Annotated in this window: 15 protein-coding genes and 1 riboswitch; of the genes, 9 read left to right on the top strand and 6 right to left on the bottom strand. The window is 66.8% G+C overall.

The window, feature by feature from the left end; all coding sequences use genetic code 11:
- Positions 1-561: 561 nt before the first annotated feature.
- Positions 562-1,827 carry a methionine adenosyltransferase gene (metK, locus tag ELEN_RS06525; RefSeq protein WP_009304567.1) on the bottom strand — a complete coding sequence of 422 codons (1,266 nt, stop codon included), beginning with the start codon at positions 1,825-1,827 and terminating at the stop codon, positions 562-564.
- Positions 1,828-1,835: 8 nt separating this feature from the next.
- Positions 1,836-1,928: riboswitch (SAM riboswitch) on the bottom strand.
- Between the two features lie 352 nt (positions 1,929-2,280).
- Between metK and ELEN_RS06520 the strand changes: the two genes are divergently transcribed.
- The 7 genes from ELEN_RS06520 (at position 2,281) to ELEN_RS06490 (ending at position 10,351) form a co-directional block, all read left to right on the top strand.
- Entirely contained in the window at positions 2,281-3,645 is a 1,365-nt protein-coding gene (locus ELEN_RS06520) for an ATP-grasp domain-containing protein (protein WP_015760512.1), read from the top strand.
- An 80-nt stretch (positions 3,646-3,725) separates the two neighbouring features.
- The gene (locus ELEN_RS06515; RefSeq protein ID WP_015760511.1) at positions 3,726-4,463 is read left to right on the top strand and encodes a lipoprotein intramolecular transacylase Lit; all 738 of its coding nucleotides are present in this window, start codon (positions 3,726-3,728) and stop codon (positions 4,461-4,463) included.
- Positions 4,464-4,635: 172 nt separating this feature from the next.
- Positions 4,636-5,595 carry a hypothetical protein gene (locus ELEN_RS06510; RefSeq protein WP_015760510.1) on the top strand — a complete coding sequence of 320 codons (960 nt, stop codon included), beginning with the start codon at positions 4,636-4,638 and terminating at the stop codon, positions 5,593-5,595.
- A gap of 562 nt (positions 5,596-6,157) precedes the next feature.
- On the top strand, positions 6,158-7,765 hold the full coding sequence (gltX, locus tag ELEN_RS06505; protein ID WP_015760509.1) for a glutamate--tRNA ligase: 1,608 nt from the start codon (positions 6,158-6,160) through the stop codon (positions 7,763-7,765).
- The gene (locus ELEN_RS06500; protein WP_015760508.1) at positions 7,758-8,885 is read left to right on the top strand and encodes a 4Fe-4S binding protein; all 1,128 of its coding nucleotides are present in this window, start codon (positions 7,758-7,760) and stop codon (positions 8,883-8,885) included. Before gltX ends, ELEN_RS06500 begins: the two co-directional genes overlap by 8 nt.
- A 22-nt stretch (positions 8,886-8,907) precedes the next feature.
- Positions 8,908-9,939, top strand: coding sequence for a hypothetical protein (locus tag ELEN_RS06495; RefSeq protein WP_015760507.1), 1,032 nt, complete (start codon positions 8,908-8,910; stop codon positions 9,937-9,939).
- A 10-nt stretch (positions 9,940-9,949) separates the two neighbouring features.
- Positions 9,950-10,351, top strand: coding sequence for a PaaI family thioesterase (locus tag ELEN_RS06490; RefSeq protein ID WP_015760506.1), 402 nt, complete (start codon positions 9,950-9,952; stop codon positions 10,349-10,351).
- Positions 10,352-10,399: 48 nt separating this feature from the next.
- Here the strand turns inward: ELEN_RS06490 and ELEN_RS06485 are convergent, their stop codons facing one another.
- The 3 genes from ELEN_RS06485 to ELEN_RS06475 all read right to left on the bottom strand — a co-directional run bounded on the left by ELEN_RS06485 (position 10,400) and on the right by ELEN_RS06475 (position 13,555).
- Positions 10,400-11,731: an MATE family efflux transporter gene (locus ELEN_RS06485; RefSeq protein ID WP_231566102.1), complete on the bottom strand. Its 1,332-nt coding sequence runs from the start codon at positions 11,729-11,731 to the stop codon at positions 10,400-10,402.
- A gap of 5 nt (positions 11,732-11,736) precedes the next feature.
- Entirely contained in the window at positions 11,737-12,192 is a 456-nt protein-coding gene (locus tag ELEN_RS06480; RefSeq protein WP_009304577.1) for a MarR family winged helix-turn-helix transcriptional regulator, read from the bottom strand.
- A gap of 283 nt (positions 12,193-12,475) precedes the next feature.
- Positions 12,476-13,555, bottom strand: a complete 1,080-nt coding sequence (locus ELEN_RS06475) for a dipeptidase (RefSeq protein WP_009304578.1) — start codon at positions 13,553-13,555, stop codon at positions 12,476-12,478.
- Positions 13,556-14,051: 496 nt separating this feature from the next.
- On the opposite strand from ELEN_RS06475, the gene ELEN_RS06470 reads away from it, so the two are divergent.
- Together ELEN_RS06470 and ELEN_RS06465 are read left to right on the top strand one after the other, a co-directional pair.
- Positions 14,052-14,321, top strand: coding sequence for an autorepressor SdpR family transcription factor (locus ELEN_RS06470; protein ID WP_009304579.1), 270 nt, complete (start codon positions 14,052-14,054; stop codon positions 14,319-14,321).
- Positions 14,318-14,974 (top strand): SdpI family protein, encoded by a 657-nt coding sequence (locus ELEN_RS06465; protein ID WP_009304580.1) that lies wholly within the window; start codon positions 14,318-14,320, stop codon positions 14,972-14,974. Before ELEN_RS06470 ends, ELEN_RS06465 begins: the two co-directional genes overlap by 4 nt.
- On the opposite strand, the gene ELEN_RS06460 is transcribed toward ELEN_RS06465, so the two are convergent.
- Positions 14,956-15,951, bottom strand: coding sequence for a DMT family transporter (locus ELEN_RS06460; protein WP_009304581.1), 996 nt, complete (start codon positions 15,949-15,951; stop codon positions 14,956-14,958). The two genes, ELEN_RS06465 and ELEN_RS06460, sit on opposite strands and share 19 nt — an antisense overlap.
- The gene (mfd, locus tag ELEN_RS06455; protein WP_015760503.1) at positions 15,948-19,433 is read right to left on the bottom strand and encodes a transcription-repair coupling factor; all 3,486 of its coding nucleotides are present in this window, start codon (positions 19,431-19,433) and stop codon (positions 15,948-15,950) included. The genes ELEN_RS06460 and mfd overlap by 4 nt, the downstream gene beginning before the upstream one ends.
- Between the last annotated feature and the right edge of the window lie 163 nt (positions 19,434-19,596).

Genomic DNA, 19,596 nt, shown 5'->3' with positions numbered 1-19,596 from the left:
CCGAATTCGCCGACTTTTCGCCATTTCGAGCCCGGTTCGCCGTCAAACCTGAGTTGTCATCGATCCTTCGCCGTCGAGCCGGGATCGGAGGGGGCCCGGCCGGGCGGCGCCGCTCCCGGCCGGGCGGCGGGCGACGGGATCCGTGGGCACGAATCGACCACCATGACAATGTTGCCTTCGGCGAACTCATATTGCGACGGTTCCGAGTTTCAGCGACCTGGGCATATGTCGAGCGCCTTCCCGGAAACCCGGCGCGAACGGCTCGAAACGGCTCGAAACGACCCCCGAAATTGTCACGGACGTCGATTCGCGCCCACGATCCCCGCTTTCCCTGCTAACCCTGGTTCAACAGCGAAGAGCCCGGCTGGCAGCACGAAACGGCACGCGGGAGAGAACGCGGGACAGAAACCCTTCCAGACCTGCCAAGCGCCTAGCCGAACGCTCACGCTTCACGCGAAGCGCCGATCCCCCCTCAGGGCACCGTCCCGCGCGCCGCAAACGCGAAACCGCCCGCTGCGCGATCGCAACGGGCGGTTCGCCACAAGCTTCTACGGTTGTCGCTTACGCCAGGCCGCAAGCCTTCCGCAGCTCGTCGGCCTTGTCGGTGCGCTCCCAGGTGAACTCGGGAAGCTCGCGGCCGAAGTGGCCGTAGGCGGCCGTCAAGCGGTAGATGGGGCGGCGCAGGTCGAGCGCGTCGATGATGGCGCCCGGACGCAGGTCGAACGTCGCGTCCACCGCGGCCATGATGTCGGCCTCGGGAACCGCGTTCGTGCCGAACGTGTCGATCATCACGCTGACCGGCTTCGCCATGCCGATGGCGTAGGCAACCTGCACCTCGCAGCGCGCGGCCAGGCCCGCGGCCACCACGTTCTTCGCCACCCAGCGCGCCGCATAGGCCGCCGAGCGGTCCACCTTCGTGCAGTCCTTGCCGGAGAACGCGCCGCCGCCGTGGCGGCCCATGCCGCCGTAGGTGTCGACGATGATCTTGCGGCCGGTGAGGCCCGCGTCGCCCATGGGGCCGCCCACCACGAAGCGGCCGGTGGGGTTCACGTGGATCTCGGCGTCGTCGGCCAGCGCCACGCCCTCGCGCTCGAGCACCGGCTTCACCACGTTCTCGACGATCTGGGCGCGCAGCTCGTCGTGGGCGATCTCCTCGGCATGCTGCGTGGACACGACCACCTTCTCCACATGCACGGGGCGGCCGCCCTCGTAGCGCACGGACACCTGGGTCTTGCCGTCGGGGCGCAGAAGCGGCATGGTGCCGTTCTTGCGCACCTCGGTCAGGCGCTCGGCCAGGCGGTGGGCCAGATACACCGGCATCGGCATGAGCGTGGGCGTCTCGTCGCAGGCGTAGCCGAACATCATGCCCTGGTCGCCCGCGCCGACGCGCTCGTAGGGGTCGCCCTCGTCCAGGCCGTGCTGGGCCTCCCAGCTCTCGTCGACGCCCTGCGCGATGTCGGGGCTCTGGTCGTGGATGGCGTTCAGCACGCCGCAGGTGTCGCAGTCGAAGCCGTACTTCGCGCGGTCGTAGCCGATGTCGCGCAGCACCTCGCGCACGATGGCGGGCACGTCGACGTAGGCCTGCGTGCGGATCTCGCCGGTGACGATGACCATGCCGGTGGTGGCCATGGTCTCGCAGGCCACGCGCACCTGCGCGGGATCGGCGGGCTGCCCGCTGGGAGCCACGTAGCCGGCGGCGGCCAGCTCGATCTCCTTGGCCAGGATGGCGTCGAGCACCGCGTCGGATATCTGGTCGCACACCTTGTCGGGATGACCCTCGGTGACTGACTCGGACGTGAACAAATAGGTAGAGCATTCTTCGGCCATACGTTCCTCCTTCATCGCTGTAGGCCGGACCACCTTGGCGTATCCGCCAGGTTGGTGTCGGGATCACAGAGCCAACTCTCTCCCCCGACTCTTGATAAAACAGAGAACCGTGCGAAAAGCCGGAATCCCCGTGAAACCTTGCCGATGGTACCCCGAAAGAACCGTCCGCGCAATAGAGAAAACCCCGCATGCGCGCAACCCCCACGACCGCGCCGTTCGCATGCGGCGCGCGCCCCGGCGAAGCGCGCTCCGCACGACGGCAACGCCCCGTCGGCTGCGCTCGCCCGCCCCTCGACCGAGCCCGGAAAGATTCCGTGACGTTGCCGTTCATGTGGCGATACGGCAACTTCCCCGATCGCGGCGCGCGGCTCGTGGTAGACTTTTTGGTTGAAATCCAGCCTCCGCCCCGAGCACGTCCCGCCGCTTCGGGAGCGGCGTCCCGAAAGGATCGCCATGCCAACCAACGCCGACTACACGCGCGAGTACTTCCAGATCATGGACGCGCTCGGCGGCGACGTCGCCGGACGTCGCGCCGCCTACGACTACATGCAGAGCTCCACGGCCATCGTGCACCACCGCGTGGTAGCGTGCTCGTTCATCCCCCGCCTGTTCAATAGAAAAACCTACGACACGATGAAAGAGACGGCGGAAACCGCGCACCGCATCCTCGTCAAGGTCATCGAGCGGTACCTGGCCGACCCCGAGTACCGGCGCGCCTTCGACTTCGACCCGCGTCTGGAAGAGCTCATCCTGCTGCCGCGCGGCTACGACTCGGTTCTGCCGTTCGCCCGCGTGGACACGTTCCTGGACGAGGACGACTACCGGGTGAAGTTCTGCGAGTTCAACGCCGACGGCTCGTCGGGCATGAATGAGAACCGCGAGATCACCACGTCGGTGGCGCAGTCAGAAACGTTCAAGGAGTTCGCGAGCCGCCACCAGGTGGAGGGATGCGAGCTGTTCGAGTCGTGGGTGCAGGCGTTCTTGGACATCTACGCCACCTACGCCCGCCGCGTGGAGAACCCGCGCATCGCCATCTGCGACTACCTGGAGAACGGCGTGGTGGACGAGTTCCACATCTACGCCGACCTGTTCCGCCAGCGCGGCGTCGAGTGCGTGGTGGCCGACGTGCGCGAGCTTTCCTTCGACGGCGAGGCGCTGCACGACAAGGACGGCCAGCGCATCGACGCCATCTGGCGGCGCTGCGTGACCAACGACGTCATCGACCACTGGGACGACTCCCAGGAGCTTCTCAACGCGGTGCGCGCCGAGAAGGTGGCGCTCATCGGCAGCTTCGCCGGGCACATCGTACACGACAAGCAGATATTCAAGGTGCTGTTCGACGAGCGGACCCTGGAGTTCCTGGACGGCGACGAGATCTCGTTCATCGAGGAGACCGTGCCGATGACGGCCTTTCTGGACGACGACTACATCAACGTGCCGCAGATCCGCGCGAACAAGGACGAGTGGATCATCAAGCCCACCGACCACTACGGCGCCGACGACGTGTACGCCGGCTGCTACGTGTCGCAAGAGGAATGGGAGGGTCTCATCGACAAGTTCGCGAACGGTCGCGCGGGCTCCCCGTTCATCGTGCAGCGCTACATCCGCCCCTTCAAAACCGAGACGCTGCCGCCGGACACGGGCATCGACCAGCTGACCGACGACGAGGTGTCCGACGCCCCGAAGCTGTACAACAACCTGAACGGATTGTACCTGTACGACGGCGTGTTCCAGGGCGTGTTCAGCCGCCTGGGGCCGCTGCCCACGATCTCGAAGGACATGCAGGGCATGACCGCCGCCACGATCTGGGTGGACTAGGAACTTCGGCGCCGGCGGGGCGGGGGCGCCCTGCCGGCGCAGCATGCCGCGGGAACGTCGCGAGAAGAGAGAGACGAGAGATGACCGATCTGATGAACAAGCTCGCCGCCGTGGTGGCCGCCGCGTCGCTGGCGATCACGCTCGTAGCGGCCGGGTTCGCCGCATGCGCGGCGTTTCCGCAGACCACCGAGATGCTGGCCGAAGCGTTCTCCGGCAACGGCAACCCGGGCACGCCGTTCTCGCACGACGAGCTGGTGCAGGCGGCCGTCGCCACGCGCGACTACACCGTAGGGTCGAACGACCGCGAGGCCGTGTTCTCCATGCTGCACGCCATCAACGAGAGCGCGGGCACCCCCTACGCCGACGCCGCCCCTGACGAGCTGGCCGCCGCGCCCGAGGAGTACACGCTGCCCGCCGACGCCCTGTCGCACCTCGACGACGTGTACCACGTCGTGGCGGGCGCGCGCATCGGGCTCATCGTCGTCGCGCTCGTGGCCGTAGCAGCCTGCGCGCACATGGCCGTCCGCGTGGGGCGCCGTGCGCTCGGCGGCGTGCTCATGGCGGCGGGCATCGCGGTCATCGCGGTGTTCGCGCTTCTGGCCGCATGGGTGGTCGCGGACTTCAACGGCTTCTTCGCCGCCTTCCACTCGCTGTTCTTCGCGAACGGCACGTGGACGTTCTCCTACGACTCGCTGCTCATCACCATGTACCCGCCCGAGTTCTGGATAGGGATGGGGGCGGTGTGGCTCGCTGCGACGGGTCTGCTGTCCATCGCATCCGTCGTCGTCGGCGCCTTGCTGCGCCGCAAACGGGCGTAGGGCGCCCCTCCCACCTGCGAAGCCGCGCAGAACCGACGCGGATCTAGCGGAAATGCTACGCGGATCTAGCCAAAACCCAGCGCGTTTCCAGCGCTCAAATCGGTATATTTTTAGTATTTGAACTGGTAAGATGTCATTCGTTTCGCAGTCGGCCCCACCGGGAAGGAGCGACATGACCTTGTACCTTGCCGATGCGCCGGCCGTCGAATACTGGAGGAGAGCCGATCCGAGCGCGAAGACCCGTGCGAGGGCGGCCACGCCGTTCGGACAGGATCGCGAGACGCCTCCGTTCAGCGCCTCGGACCTCGCAGCCCTCGAGGAGGCGGGGGTCGGATGGCTCTCCGAGCCAATCCACCTCCTCGCGCCCGATGCGTCGTCGCGCCGTCGATGCAAGAGAACGAAGCTCCACGTGTGCTCGCATCGATTACCGGAGCGATCCTTCGTCAAGCTGTCGCGCCACGTGATGGTCGCCTCGCCCGAGCTCACCTGCCTGTCGATCGCGCCGTCGACGCCGTTCCCCTTGCTCGTCGAATTCCTGTACGAGCTCTGCGGACGATACCGCCTGCCCGACGGCCGAGGAGGCGACGCCACCGAGTTGCCACCCGCAACGACCGTCGCCGGCATCGAGCGCTTCGCCGACAAGGCTCGAGGAGTGCGCGGAGCCGCCGACGTGAAGCGGGCCTTGCGCTACGCGTGCGACAACTCGCTGTCGCCGATGGAGACCGACATCGCGGAAACCATGGTATTCGATCCGCGCATGGGAGGCTTCGGCCTGGAGAAACCGCAGCTGAACCCGCGTTTCGAAGTGACGAGGAAAAACCGCCGTGCGCTGCCGCAATCGGCGTACCTTCCCGATCTGTTTTGGCCCCGCGCGAACATCTCCGTGGAATACGACAGCGACAAGCACCATCGAGGCGACCGAAAGGCCTCCGAGGACGCCATCCGGCGCAACGGCATCGAGCACCTGGGCACACGAGTCGTGACCCTCACTTGGGGGCAAGCTCGAAACTACTACGAATTCGAACGCGTCGCGCTGCTGGTGGCCAGCGCCCTGGGCAAGAAGTTCGGACCGGGCTGGGACGCATGGGCAAACCGTCGCATCGAGCTCCACCGCTTGCTGGTGCAGCGATAGGCGAAGCGAGCGCTATGAAAGGCGACCGCCCCGCCCCTCTCCCCAGCACCCCTTGCGCAGCGCACGGAAACCGAAACGGGGACAAGTCCTTGAGTTGTGCGCGCTCGCGTCATCGAAAAGGGCCGAAAAACACCATGTGCCCGACTTATGCGCACCTCTCAGGGCACCGAAAAGGAAAAAGTATGACTTGGTTAATTTCTGACCTGCGGTTTTCTCAAACAGAGGGTCGCACCACCTCCTACAAGGGGCGTTTTCCCAAAGCAGAGGTGCACATAAGTCCGGCACATGGGAGAAAACGCGGTTTTTCGCGGCAGGGGGCCAATCGGGCGGCTCCTCCGCCACCCGGAATGCGGGATTCCGGCCCGACACGACCGAGGCCCGACGCGCCCGCATTGAAGCGCGCGCCAATGCGCCGCGAGCGCGGCGGTCGAGCATTTTGATGAGGATGCGGCGCGCGCGGTTTGCGGCTTGAGCCAGGTTGTCTATACTGGCATTCGCCCCCGAAACCCTGTTTCGAGGACTTGAAACGAGAAATCATCCAATCTGGAGGATCACCGCAACCATGACTGACGAGAACAAGAAAGTCCGCGTGCGCTTCGCACCTTCCCCCACCGGCCGCCTGCATGTGGGCGGCGCACGAACGGCCATCTACAACTGGGTGTTCGCGCGCGCCATGGGCGGCGACTTCATCCTGCGCATCGAAGACACCGACCCCGAGCGTTCCACCGAGGAGAACGTGCAGGTCATCCTCAACGCAATGAAGTGGCTGGGGCTCGATTGGGACGAAGGCCCCGAGGTGGGGGGAGCCGCCGGACCCTACTTCCAAACGCAACGCACGGACACCTACGCCGCGGCGCTCGAGCAGATGAAGCAGCGCGGCAGCGTGTACCCCTGCTTCTGCACGAAGGAGGAGCTGGACGCCAAGCGCGCCGCAGCCGAGGCGAACGAGGGCGGCTACGCGGGCTACGACCGCACCTGCCGCGACCTCGACCCGGCCGAGGCGGCCAGGCGCATCGAGGCCGGCGAGCCGCACGTGTGGCGCCTGCGCGTGCCCGCCGAGCGCGGGGCCATCGAGTTCGACGACGCCGTGTACGGCCACGTCAGCTTCCCGGCCGAGGTGATGGACGACATGATCGTCGTGCGCACCGACGGCTCCCCCACCTACAACTTCGCCGTGGTGTGCGACGACGCGAACATGGGCGTCACGCACGTCATCCGCGGCGACGACCACCTGTCCAACACCCCGCGCCAGATCCTCATCTACGAGGCGCTCGGGTTCGACGTGCCCACCTTCGCCCACCTGTCCATGATCCTGGGCCCCGACGGCAAGAAGCTGTCGAAGCGCCACGGCGCGGCCAGCGTGGAGGAGTTCTGCGAGCGCGGCTACCTGCCCGACGCCATGGTGAACTTCCTGGCGCTCCTGGGCTGGTCGCTGGACGGCGAAACGACGCTCATCGACCGCAAAACCCTATGCGAGCGCTTCAGCCTCGACCGCGTCACGAAAAAGGACGCCGTGTTCGACGAGACGAAGCTCGATTGGATGAACGGCCAGTACATCAAGGAGATGGGAGCGAACGCCTGGGTGCAGGCATCGAAAATATGGCTTGCCGAGGCTCGGGTTGTCGGCAAGACGGGAGAGCGGGCCGAACCGTCCGCGGAAGTCAGCGAAACGCTTCGCGGCGAACCCGTCTACTCTCCTCTTGCACTTCCCGACGATTCGGTTCATCGGGCGGCTTTGGCCGACATCGACGTTCGAACCGAATGGTACGCAAGGCTCTATCCCCTGCTTGCCGAACGCGAGACGCGCCTAACCGATGCCGCCGAAAAACTGCCTTATATGTTCTGGGGCCCCGAGGTGCGCGAGCTCGACGAGAAGAGCGTCAACAAGGTGCTGAAGAAGGAGGGCGCGCGCGCCGACGAGGCCTTGCGCGCCTGCCGCGGCGTGCTGGCCGACGAGAACGTGGCCTGGGAGGCCGAAGCGCTGCAGGAAGCGTGCCGCGCCGAGGGCGAGCGCTTGGAGCTCAAGCCGAAGCTGCTGTTCCAGCCGTTGCGCGTGGCGGTGTGCGGCAACATGGTGTCGCCGCCTTTGTTCGAGAGCATCGAGCTGCTGTCCCGCGAAGACGTGCTGGCCCGCATCGACTACGTGACGAAAGAGGTGTTCGGTGGCTGACGCCCCTGACAACATGCCCGAGCAGGCCGACGGCCCCTCCGCCGATACGGAGGGCCGTCCCAACCAGATCGTCGTGCTGCGCGACTACTGCACCCGCGTGCGCGGCGCCGACTGCAGCCGCTGCGCGCTGGCCTGCCCGCACGACGCGATCGGCTTCGCTGAGGACGGCCGCCCGACCATCGACGCGGACGTCTGCACGCGCTGCGGCATCTGCTTAGGCATCTGCGACGCGTTCTCGTCCTCGCGCGTCACGATGATCGACGTGCACGCGCGCATCCGCCGCATCGCGCTGCGCGGCGAGGACGTGGTGCTCACCTGCAAGGAAAACGTCTTTCCCGGTCTGGAGCCCGCCGCCAACGTGGTGGTGCTGCCGTGCCTGGCATGCCTGTCGCCCGAGTTCTGGACGCTCGTGCTGACGGAGAACATCCCCGTGCGCATCGCGGCCGACCTCGCCTACTGCGCCGACTGCGAGCGGGCGGGCGAGATGGGCGAGATGCTGTACGCCCACGCCGTGGAGACAGCCGAGGAGTGGAGCGGCGCGAAGGTAGGCTACCTCGACGAGATCCCCGAGAAGGAGAACCTGGTCCGCGACCTGGCGAACCCCGAGGGCGTCGACCGCCGCAGCGCGTTCACGAACCTCGTGAGCGACGTGGGAGACATCGCGTCGGGCAAGCGCCGCCTGCGCAACTCCGACGTGCTGCAGCAGTTCTACGAGCGCAAGGAGCGCGCACGAGCCCGGGCGCGCCTCAACCTCGTGGACGGCGTGCAATTCAACGACTTCGTTCCGCAGGGCCGCACGAAGCACGTCATGTGGCCGAAGCGCCAGCTGCTGCTCGAGGCCATCGACCGCAACCCGGATATCGCGGCGCGCGTGCCCGTGGTGCTGTCCGAAACGGATCGCAGCCGCTGCACGAACTCGCTGGACTGCGTCGCCGCGTGCCCCACGGGCGCGCGCTTCCCCAGCCCCGAGAACGGCAAGCTGTCCTTCGACGCGCGCTACTGCATCGGATGCGGCCTGTGCGTGGACGCGTGCCCGCAGCAGGCGATCGAGCTCGTCGAAGCCACCGCGGCCGTATTCCTCCCCGACGAAGACGAGAACCCGGAACCCCCGACCGATTAGCCCTCGAGGCAAGGAGCATCGCATGACCGCACCCGAGCAACCCGCCGACGAACGCGACGACCGGAACGAGCCCGGCGGCCTCGACGGCCGGCAGAACCCGCCCGCTGCCCCGACGGGCGGCGCTCCCGTGCCCCCTCCGCTGCCGGGGAATGCGTACGCTCCTCAGCAGCCGCAACCTCAACAGCCCCCCTACGGCATGCCCCATCCTCCGTATGGCCAGCCCGCGCAGCCGCCGTACCCCGCCGAGCCCGCGCAGCCGAAGAGGCGGGCGTGGCCATGGGTGCTCTCGGGCTGCCTGCTCGTGCTCCTGCTGGGCATCGGCGGCTGCGTGGGCTGCGTATCGTGCGCCGTCATGCTGGACGACCGCTACGGCAGCCCGTACGAATACGGAGGTTCCTACCTCTTCGATGATTACGGCTACAGCTTCCCCTTCGACGGTTTCGACGGCAGCTCCGGCGGCAACTCGAACGGCTCGGGGTACCACACCTACGAGGCCATCAAGGAAGCCGCCGGCGACCTGCCGAGCGAAATCGCGGACGGTAAGTGCTCCTCGGGCGTGTACCGCGTGGGCGCAGGCCAGGACATCGAAGCGGGCCGCTACTTCTTCGAGGGCAGCATGGACGAGGAAGGCTACTTCACCGTGTTCGCGAGCAACGGTTCGTCGGGCGGCTACGACGTGAAATCGGTTTTCACGTATTTCGGCAACTATTTCGCAGACCTCGAGGAAGGCGACCTTGTCGTGTTCATGGGCGCGGGCGACGACCGCATGTACCCGGCCGACCAGGCCAACTTCAAACCCGAAGCGCCTTACAAGAGCGGGCTGTACCATGTGGGCACCGACATCCCGGCGGGCGCCTACGCCATCACGGTGCAGGACGAGGCGGCGGCCGTTGCCGACCAGGACAGTGCGGCCTACGTCATGAACAGCCTCAACTTCGACGGCGATACCATCATCGACACGAAGTACGTCCTGAAAGGCGGCACCCAGACGGTCACGGTGAAGGACGGCGAATGGCTGGAGCTGTTCGCCGCCGTCGCCACGCCGGCGGAATAGGAGGCGCGCGATGCTTTCCGACGATCCCACGCTCGAGGAGATCGAGGCCGTGTTCGCGAACGATCGCTTCGCCACCGAGGCGGCGGGCTGCCGCGTCGTGTCGGGCGAGCGCGGGCGCGCCGTATGCTCGATGGAGCTGGCCGACGTGCACCGCAACGCGATGGGCAACGTCATGGGCGGGGCCATCTTCACGCTGGCCGACTTCGCGCTGGCGATATGCTGCAACATCGGCGAAGAGCCCACCGTGTCGGTGGACTCTTCCATCAGCTTCTTCCGCTCCACGCAGGGCGCGGCGCTCACCGCCACGGCCGTCTGCGACAAGCCGGGCCGCCATCTGGGATTCTACACCGTCACGGTCGAGGACGACCTCGGCAAGCAGATCGCGAAGATGACCGCCACCTGCTATCGCTAGCCGCGGCTCCTCGCGCTTCCGCGAGATAGGGGGACGGACAGGCAAACCCTACGCGTAGCCGTAGGGTTTGCGCAGGTACACCAGGAAGAACATCGTCAGCACGAGCGCGCACGCCTCCGCCACGATGATGGCGCTCCACACCCCGTCGATGCCCCACACGATGGGCAGCAGCATGACCGTGGACGTTTCGAACACGAGCGTGCGCATGAAGCTGATGAGCGCCGATACCTTGCCGTTGTTGAGCGCCGTGAAGAACGCCGAGCCGTATATGTTGAACCCACACACGAGGAACGCCACCGCGTAGATGCGGAACCCGTGCAGCGTCATGGCGGCGAGCTCCGGATCGTAGCCCACGAACACGCTCACCAGCGGCGCCGCCAGCAGCTGCGAGGCGGCGAACATCGCGGCGCCTGTGGTTCCCACCAGTATGAAGCTCTTGCGGAACAGCCCTTTGAGCTCGGTCCGGTTCTGCGCGCCGTAGTGATAGCTCACCACCGGCCCTGTTCCCATGGAGAAGCCGAAGAACACCGCCGTGAAGATGAAGTTCACGTACATGATCACGCCGTACGCCGCCACGCCGTCGGCGCCGGCCAGCATCATGAGCTGGTAGTTGTACAGCATGCTCACCACCGACGCGGCCACCTCGGTCATCAGCTCCGACGAACCGTTGACGCAGGCCGTCCCCAGCGCGCGGAAGTCCACCGCCGGGCGCATGAAGCGAAGGCGGCTCGTCTTGCTGCGCGCGAAGAACGCGACCGATACCGCTGCGGCAAGCGCCTGGCCCGCCGCGGTCGCAACCGCGGCGCCCGCTATCCCCCAGCCCAAAACGGCGATGAACAGGTAGTCCAGCACGATGTTCGTCACACCCGCTGCGACCGTCACCGCGAAGCCCACCTGCGGCTTCTCCGCCGCGATGAAGAAGCTCAGGAACACGTTCTGCACGATGAACAGGGGCAACGCCACCAGCAGGATGCGCCCGTACAGAAGGCCTTGCTCTAAAAGACTGCCTTGAGCGCCCAAAAGGAGCAGCACCGGCTCGAGCGCTGCGGCGCCTACCGCGATCAAGACGGCGCCCGCCACCGCCGCCGCGATCGTTATGAACGAGAACAGGCGGTTCGCCCGCTCGGCATCGCCTTCGCCCATCGTCTTCGCCACCAGGGCGGCGCCGCCCGTGCCCAGCATGAATCCGATGGAGCCCAGCGCCATGGCCAGCGGGAACACGAGGTTCACGGCCGCCAGCGCCTCCTTGCCGGCGAAATTCGACACGAACAGGCCGTCCACCACGCTGTAGATGGACGTGAATATCATCATGGCGATGGAGGGCAGTGCGAAGCGCACGAGGCGCCCGTAGGTGAAATGGTCGGATAGCTTGATGGCCACGACGATCACCGTCCGTCCGGGTACGGCAGAGCTTCCACCTGCTCGCGCAGGAGCTCAAGATGCAGATGGGTCAGCCGCAGCAGCTCTTCGCTGTCTCGCGAGCCCATCGCAACGAACGCGGCCGTCTCGGCTTCCGCCACCGGCCGGACGCGCTCCTCCACCAACGCGCGACCAGCCTCGGTAAGGTGCAGGTGCGTGCCGCGCCCCTGCTCCACCCGAAGCTCCACGAAGCCCGTGCGCTCGAGCTTATGCACCGACGAGTTCACCGTCTGCTTGGTCAGGCCCGACGCCACGCACACGTCCCGCTGCAGACAGCCGTCGCCCAAATCGTCGAGCCAGTACAGGATACCGAAAGCGCTGTCGGACAGTCCCATCTTCACGGCTATGTCGTGGTACAGCTCGTTCTCGAGCCTGAACAGGTTGTTGTATTTCCGATTCGCACGGTCGTTGCGCGTATCCATGTCTCGCTTCGCTCCTTAACGAGTCTGATTTCGTACTCGAGAAAGTATAAGTACGATATCAGACTCGTAAAGAGGGTTCACGAAACCATCATGCGCTCGCAGTCGTAGGCTGCCGGCTTTTCTAGGCGAGCGAAGCGCAACGGCCTGTCATCCTGAGCGGAGCGACCGCAGGGAGCGCAGTCGAAGGATCGCGCGCGGCGCCAACCGTGAGACTTCCAGCTATCGCCGCACGGGATCCTTCGACTTCGGCGCTGCGCGCCTACGCTCAGGATGACAGGGGCCGCTATACGGACTCGACCCGCTCGAAGAAATCGCGCGCGTTCCGGAAGAACACCTTGTCGGCGATGTCGCGGCCGAACTCGCAAGCCAGCAGCTCGTGCAGCGCGCCGATGCGGTCGCACGGTTCCAGCCAGCTGGGCACGTCGCAGCCATCGTAGTCGCTGCCCAACGCCAGCACGTCCTCGCCCGCCGTCTCCAACACATGGTCGACGTGACGCAACACGTCGTCGCGCGTCGGATCGGCCAGGCGATCGGTCAGGAACTGCGTGCAGAAGTTGAGCCCCGCGATGCCGCCGCAATCGGCCAGCTCGCGCAGCTGCCAGTCGGCCAGGTTGCGCGGATGCCCGCACACGGCGCGCGCGTTCGAGTGCGAGGCGGCGAAAGGGCGCCTCGCCGTTGCGCACACATCCTTGAACCCCGCGTCGTTGAGATGGGATACGTCAACGATGATGCCGCGGCGCTCCAGCTCGCCCACGCATGAGCGGCCGAAGCCGGTCAGCCCGTGGCTCGTGTCGTTGCCGCTGCCCAGCGCGTTCGGTCCGTTCCAGGTGAGCGTCACCATGCGCACGCCCGCGTCGGCCAGCGCGTCAAGGCGACCCTCGGCTGCGCCGTCGTCCTCCAGAAACGATGCGCCTTCCACGGTGAACACGGCTGCAGTTTTGCCCGCGGCGAGAGCGGCGTCGGCTTCGGCTATCGTGCGCGCTTGCGCCAGCTTATCGCCGCAGCGTTCCAGCTCGCGCTCCAGCACGGACTGCACGCGCCGGAACAGCGTCCAGGCCTCGTCGCCGCGCACCTCGTCGGGGATGAACGCCGCAAAGCACTGGCACCAGGCGAACCCTCCCGTGCGCGCAAGCGAGACATGGGCATCGTTGTCGGCGAGCGTGGCCATGCGGTGCGCGGGAATGCGCGCGTCGTGCGCGGCGAAGCCGCCCGGCACCGACGCGTCGCCGTGGAACGCCAGCCGGTCGAGCGTGTCGCAGTGCAGGTCGAACACCCGCAGGCGATCCGCCGGCACGGCCTCTTCGCTCGCGAGCCGCACGGCGTCCTCCTCCGTCAGCCCCTCAAGCGTCATGAACAAACCCATCGCGCATCCTTCCTCGTCGTATCCCGGGCCGATAGAGCAAAAGCGGCGCAAATTCGCGCAGCATCGAATCCGGCCCGATCGATCCCGATCATCGTAGCAAAGACGGCGTCCGAGAAAATGTCGTCCAGGCGAACGCGCACAAAACGAAGACGGTCGCGAAACGCGTGGCGCCCTTCGCCGGCGTGCCGCGAGCCATTGCGCCGATGTGAAATCCGATTGGAAAGCGTGCGTCGGCTACCGAGAGCATCTCGAGGTTTGGACGCAAATCGACTCCCATGACACTACGAGGGCCGGTTTGACCGAAGAAGAGGTACGCTGGTTTTTCGCCATCTGGGGCTTTGCTCATACCAGATGACGCAACGCCAAGGAGATGCGCTTCGAAACTGTCATGGGCGCCGTTTTGAGCCCAGCAACCGACACGCCCCGCTCCCCGCTTGCCCTTCCAGCTGCAAAGCGTTATATTTAACCATATTGTTAAATATTGCGGAGAAGGACGATGGGCATCCAGGAGACGTTGAAAGCGCTGTCCGACCCGGTGAGGAGGGATATCCTCGAGCACCTCAAGCACGGACGCATGCCGGCCGGCGACATCGCCGACCTGTTCGACATCTCCGCACCCGCCGTGTCCCGGCACCTCTCGGTGCTCAAGAACGCCGGCCTCGTGCGCGACTACCGCGAGGGCAAGTACATCTTCTACGAGTTGAAGGCGTCCGTGCTGGAAGAGACGCTGCTTTGGATCGCGAATTTGAAGGAGCAGGCAGAATGAAGAACATCCGTAAGGTTATCTACGCTCTGATCGTCCTCAACCTCGTCGTGGACGCGGCGTTTCTCGTGCTCGCGCCCGACCAGGTCGCCGTGCATTTCGGCGCGAGCGGCGAGGCGGACCGCATCGGAAGCAAGTACGAGCATCTATGGTTTCCCGCGCTGGCGCTCGCGTTCGGCCTGGGGCTTCCGTTCATCGCGAAACGAAGCGACGCGCACGACGGCGACAAGCTCTTGAAGGCCGATGTCGTGCTCTTGGCCCTGATGGCGGTGTTCTCGCTGTTCGTGTTCGCGGACGGGCTCTCCAGCAGCGGCTCGCCGTTCGCAGCACTCGACCTCAACGTGGGAAGAGGCGCCGCCCTCGTCGCGGGCATCGCCTTCGTCATCTGCGGCAACATCATGCCGAAATCCGATCGAAACGAAGCCTTCGGCCTTCGCACGCCCTGGAGCCTGAGCAACGACGAGGTGTGGCGCAAATCGCAGCGTTTCGGCGGGTACGCGATGATCGCCTCGGGCGTGCTGACCGTCGTAGCCGGGCTCGCACTGCCCATGAACTTGGTCATGCCCGCCATGGTGGCCATCCTCTTGGCGGCAGCCGGCGCGAGCATCGTCGCCTCGTACGTGTACTACCGAAAGCACTACGACTTCGCCGAGTGACTCTCTTCAACCGCCTGCGCGCCGTCTTGCCGGACGTTCGGCTTCTCCCCTGTCACCAGGAAAATCATCGCGATCATGAGGGCGCACCCCGCCAGGTCGGCGCCGGTGAACGCGGTGCCTAGCCACAGCGTGGCGAACAGCGTGGCGCTGACCGGCTCGACAGCGCCCAGCAGGCTTCCCTGCACCGACCCCACCACCGACACGCCGTGTAGGTACAGCGCGAACGCCGCGAACGTGCCCACTAGCACGAACGCTGCGAACACGGCCGCGCCTGCAGCATCGAGCGCCGGCAGCGCGAGCGGCTCGCCAAGCGCCACGCCGCTGAAGTACACCGCTGCGGCCACGATACCGCCGATGAACATGCCGATGCCCGTGACCGCGAAGCTTCCCCAACGGGCGAACAGCTTCTTCGGGTACATGATGTAGAACGCCACCGACAGCCCGTTCGCGATACCCCACGCCAGGCCCATGAGCGGCAGGTACAGCGCGCTGGGGTCACCCTGCGTGGCGATGAGCCAGGTGGCGATGACGGCGGCCGCAAGCCCAGTCACCTCGCGCCCCCGCGGCATCCGTCGAGTGAGCACGCAGGTGAACAGCATGACGAAGGCGATGCCGGTGGTTTGCAGCACGGTTGCGGTGCCCGCGTTCGTGTAGCCGATCACGATGGTGTACGTGATCTGGCACAGGAACAGCCCCACGCCGCCGAACACGGCCAGCTGACCGAGCGTGCGCCGGTCGCCCAGCATAGCCGCAAGCTGCGCGCGGTTGCGCACGAGCAGCACCAGGAGGAACACCGCCCCGGCGCCCAGCATGCGCACGGCCGTGATGAACGAGGGCGTTATGTCGTAGTTCGCCAGCAGGAACTGGGCGCACGCGCCCGAGAACCCCCACAGCCCCGCGCCCGTGAGCGCGCACAGCACGCCCCGCAGATGCCGCCGCCGAAACACCGCCGCGCCCTCAGCGATCCCTTCCCTCATTTCGCCAGCTCCTCCAGGAACTCGGCTACGGGGGCCAGGAGGTTGTCGCCTTCGTCCAGCTTGAAGTAGCGCAGCGGCAGCGACAGCTTGCGCTTGTCGGCCAGGTAGCGGCCGCCAGCACGGCGCAGACCCGTCATCTTGTCGCGGGGCACGTCGATGGGCTCCACCACCAGCTTGCCCGCCGTCACCGACACGGTCTTGATATGGTGCTCGTTGGCGTAGGCCTTGATGCGCGCCTTCTCCAACAGGTTCTTCGCCGCCTGCGGCATGTCGGGGCGCTTGTCGGCCAAGTCGGCACGCACGTCCTCCACGGCCTGCTCGGTGGCGGCCGAGGCTATCCTGCGATACCACAGCACGCGTTCGTCGGCGTCCGGCACGTACTCTTCGGGCAGGTAGGTGTGCCCCGGCACGTTCACCGTGATATCGCTGAGCGCGGGCGGCAGCGCGTCCATGGCCTTGAGGTCGCCTTCGCGCGTGGCGCTCACGGCCTGGTTCAGCATCTGCGCGAACAGGTCGAAGCCCACTGCGGACATGTTGCCCGACTGCTCGGCGCCCAGCAGGCTGCCCGCGCCGCGGATCTCCAGGTCACGCATGGCGATGCGCATGCCGCTGCCGAGATCGGTATGCTCGTTCAGCGCGGTCAGGCGCGCGGCCGCCTCCTCGGTGAGCTCCATGTGCTCGGGGAACATGAAGTAGGCGTACGCCTGCGTGCACGAACGGCCCACGCGGCCCTTCAGCTGGTACATCTGCGCCAATCCGTAGCGCTGCGAGTCCTCGATGATGAGCGTGTTCGTGTGCGGGTTGTCGATGCCGCTCTCGATGATGGTGGTGGCCACCAGCACGTCCAGCTCGCCGGCGCTGAAGTCCTCCATCACGCGCTCCAGCTGCTCCTTCGACATCTGCCCGTGCGCCACGCCCACGCGCGCCTCGCCCGCGGCCGCGGTGACGCGCCGCACCGCCTCCTCCATGGAGCGCACGCGGTTCGACACGTAGTACACCTGGCCGCCGCGCGCCAGCTCGCGCCTGATAGCGCCGCTCACCACGTCGGGATCCCACTCGCCCACGTGCACTTCCACGGGACGGCGCTCGTCGGGCGGCGTGAGGATGAGGCTCATGTCGCGCACGCCCGACAGCGACATCTGCATGGTGCGAGGGATGGGCGTGGCCGACAGCGTGAGCACGTCGATGGACTCGCGCAGGTTCTTCATCTGCTCCTTGTGGCCCACGCCGAAGCGCTGCTCCTCGTCGATGATGACCAGCCCCAGGTCGTGCGGGTTCACATCGCGCGACAGCAAACGGTGCGTGCCCACCAGCACGTCCACGTCACCTTCCTGGAAGCCCTTGAGGGCGGCGGCCTGCTGCGCGGGCGTGCGGAAGCGCGAGAGCACCTCCACGCGCACGCCGAACGGCTCGCAGCGCTCCTTGAAGTTGGTGTAGTGCTGCTGCGCGAGGATGGTGGTGGGGCACAGCACCATCACCTGCTTGGAGTCCTGCGTCGCCTTGAACGCGGCGCGCAGGGCCACCTCGGTCTTGCCGAAGCCCACGTCGCCGCAGACGAGGCGGTCCATGGGCTTCGCCGACTGCATGTCGGCCTTCACGTCCGCGATGGCGGCCAGCTGGTCGGGCGTCTCCTGGTAGGGGAACGCCTCCTCCATCTCGCGTTGGGCCGCGGTGTCGGGCCCGAAGCGGTAGCCTTGCACGGACGCGCGGCGCGCGTACACGTCCACCAGGTCGAACGCCAGCTTCTTCGTGGCCTTGCGCGCCTTGGCCAGCGCTCGCGACCAATCGGCCGTGTTCAGGCGCGTAAGGCGCGGGCTCGCGCCCTCCGGCCCCACGTAGCGCGTCACGCGGTCGAGCTGCTCCACCGGCACGTACAGCTTGTCGCCCTCGGAGTACTCCAGCAGCAGGTAGTCGCGCGCGGTGCCGTCCACGTCGCGGCGGACCAGCTCCTTGAAGTAGGCCACGCCGTGAGCGGCGTGCACCACGTAGTCGCCCGGCTGGTACGGGAAGGTGATCTCGGTGATGTCCACGTGGCGCGACGGCCGCGACGTGGACGCCCCCTGCGTGTCCGACAGGCTGACGATGGCCAGCTTCGCCTTCGGGATGATCATGCCCAGGGGGACGTCCACGTCCACCACGTTAACCACGCCCCGCCGCAGACGGCGCTTGGCGATACCTTCCAGTTCGTCGGCGTCCTCTTCCGCGTCCAGCGTCTCTTGGATCGGCAGACCGTGGTCGACGAACGCCAGCTTCATGTCCTGGCGCGCACGGAAGTTCGACGCGCTGAACACCACCGTGTAGTCGGTGTCCACGAGGCTGCGCAGCCGACCGAACAGCTTGTCGGGATGCCCCGCCACCTCCACGCGCTTCACCGGCAGCTCGTCGTCCACGTGCCCGCCCACGCGCATGATGGACACGTAGGTTGCGCGCTGCCCCTCGCCGAAGCTCACGGCCCCGGGCTCGGCGTACAGCCCGTCCACGGGGATGCTCGATCCCTTCGCGCGTCCCGCCGCGTCGTCGTAGGCGTGGCTCATGTCGTCGAACAGCGAGCGCGGCTCCAAAAGCACGCTCAGCGCGCCGGGGCGCACGTAATCGCCCAACGTGGACGTGGTCGCGTACAGGTACGGCAGCAGCATGTCGGAACCGTCGAAGCGCAGGCCGCCGTCCAGCTTCTCCAGCACGTCGCGCAGCACGGGGTTCGTCGCGGCCGGCCGCTCCAGCTTCTGGCGCGCGCGGGCGAGCCCCCGCTTGGAGCACGAGAACTCCACCACGGGGTAGATGCTCACGTCCGGCAGCGCCTGGATGGTCTGCCCGGTGGTGGGCACGATGCGGCGGATCTCCTCCAGCTCGTCGCCGAAGAAGTCCAGCCGCACCGGGTACACGAGGTTGCCGGGGAACACGTCGATCGTGCCGCCGCGCACGGCGAAGGTGCCGGGGCCGTCCAGCTCGCCGGTGTTCCGGTAGCCGCGCTCCTCCAGCGCATGGGCAAAATCCTCGAACTCGGTGACGCTCGCCGCCTGAGCGCCGGGCATGGCCGCCAGCTCGCGGCCCGCCGAAAGCGCCACCGGCACGTGCACGTCGGAGCCCGCCGGCGGCAGCGCGCGCACGAGCGCGCGGGCGCTGGCTACCACCACGACCTCGCGGCCGCTGGCCAGCGCGTGCACGGCCTCCATGCGCCGTGCCACCTGCGCAGGGTCGCTGGGCTTCGGCACGAAGGGGTAGTCGCTGCGCTCGGGGAAGCGCATGACGCGCTCGTCGCCCAGGTAGGCCGCCAGGCTGCGCGAGAACGCCACGGCCGCGTCCTCGCCCGCCACCACGACGAGCGTCGGCTGGGGCCTGTGCGCGAACCGCGCCGCCACGAGGAACGGGCGCGCCGACGAGGCCACGCCCAGCGTGCCGTCCTCGCCCGCGTCCAGCTTGCCCCAGAACGCGTCGAGGCAGCCCGATTTCTCCAGGGTGAACGTCAATGAATCGATGAGCATGGCGCGTCCTCTTCCGTATGCGAACAGCACGAAAAGCCGCGATCGGCGGCTTCATGCAAGGTTTCTGGTCGCCGTCTGCGCGCACGCGCGGACGGCGCTGCCGATTCTACCATCCGATAAGCTCTCGCGCGACGCCCGACAGCGCACCATGAAGGAGAAACCA

Source organism: Eggerthella lenta DSM 2243, from assembly GCF_000024265.1.
In the GTDB taxonomy this organism is placed as follows: Bacteria; Actinomycetota; Coriobacteriia; order Coriobacteriales; family Eggerthellaceae; genus Eggerthella; species Eggerthella lenta.
The sequence above is the reverse complement of the archived record's forward strand: the minus strand, read 5'-3'. Positions and strand labels throughout refer to the sequence as shown.

Bases quoted from the DNA above. Each gene is read 5' to 3' on its own strand.
- mfd (WP_015760503.1), bottom strand. From the start codon at position 19,433: ATGCTCATCGATTCATTGACGTTCACCCTGGAGAAATCGGGCTGCCTC.
- ELEN_RS06480 (WP_009304577.1), bottom strand. From the start codon at position 12,192: ATGGATACGCGCAACGACCGTGCGAATCGGAAATACAACAACCTGTTC.
- ELEN_RS06475 (WP_009304578.1), bottom strand. From the start codon at position 13,555: ATGGGTTTGTTCATGACGCTTGAGGGGCTGACGGAGGAGGACGCCGTG.
- ELEN_RS06510 (WP_015760510.1), top strand. From the start codon at position 4,636: ATGACCTTGTACCTTGCCGATGCGCCGGCCGTCGAATACTGGAGGAGA.
- ELEN_RS06460 (WP_009304581.1), bottom strand. From the start codon at position 15,951: ATGAGGGAAGGGATCGCTGAGGGCGCGGCGGTGTTTCGGCGGCGGCAT.
- gltX (WP_015760509.1), top strand. From the start codon at position 6,158: ATGACTGACGAGAACAAGAAAGTCCGCGTGCGCTTCGCACCTTCCCCC.
- ELEN_RS06520 (WP_015760512.1), top strand. From the start codon at position 2,281: ATGCCAACCAACGCCGACTACACGCGCGAGTACTTCCAGATCATGGAC.
- ELEN_RS06470 (WP_009304579.1), top strand. From the start codon at position 14,052: ATGGGCATCCAGGAGACGTTGAAAGCGCTGTCCGACCCGGTGAGGAGG.
- metK (WP_009304567.1), bottom strand. From the start codon at position 1,827: ATGGCCGAAGAATGCTCTACCTATTTGTTCACGTCCGAGTCAGTCACC.
- ELEN_RS06490 (WP_015760506.1), top strand. From the start codon at position 9,950: ATGCTTTCCGACGATCCCACGCTCGAGGAGATCGAGGCCGTGTTCGCG.
- ELEN_RS06465 (WP_009304580.1), top strand. From the start codon at position 14,318: ATGAAGAACATCCGTAAGGTTATCTACGCTCTGATCGTCCTCAACCTC.
- ELEN_RS06495 (WP_015760507.1), top strand. From the start codon at position 8,908: ATGACCGCACCCGAGCAACCCGCCGACGAACGCGACGACCGGAACGAG.
- ELEN_RS06515 (WP_015760511.1), top strand. From the start codon at position 3,726: ATGACCGATCTGATGAACAAGCTCGCCGCCGTGGTGGCCGCCGCGTCG.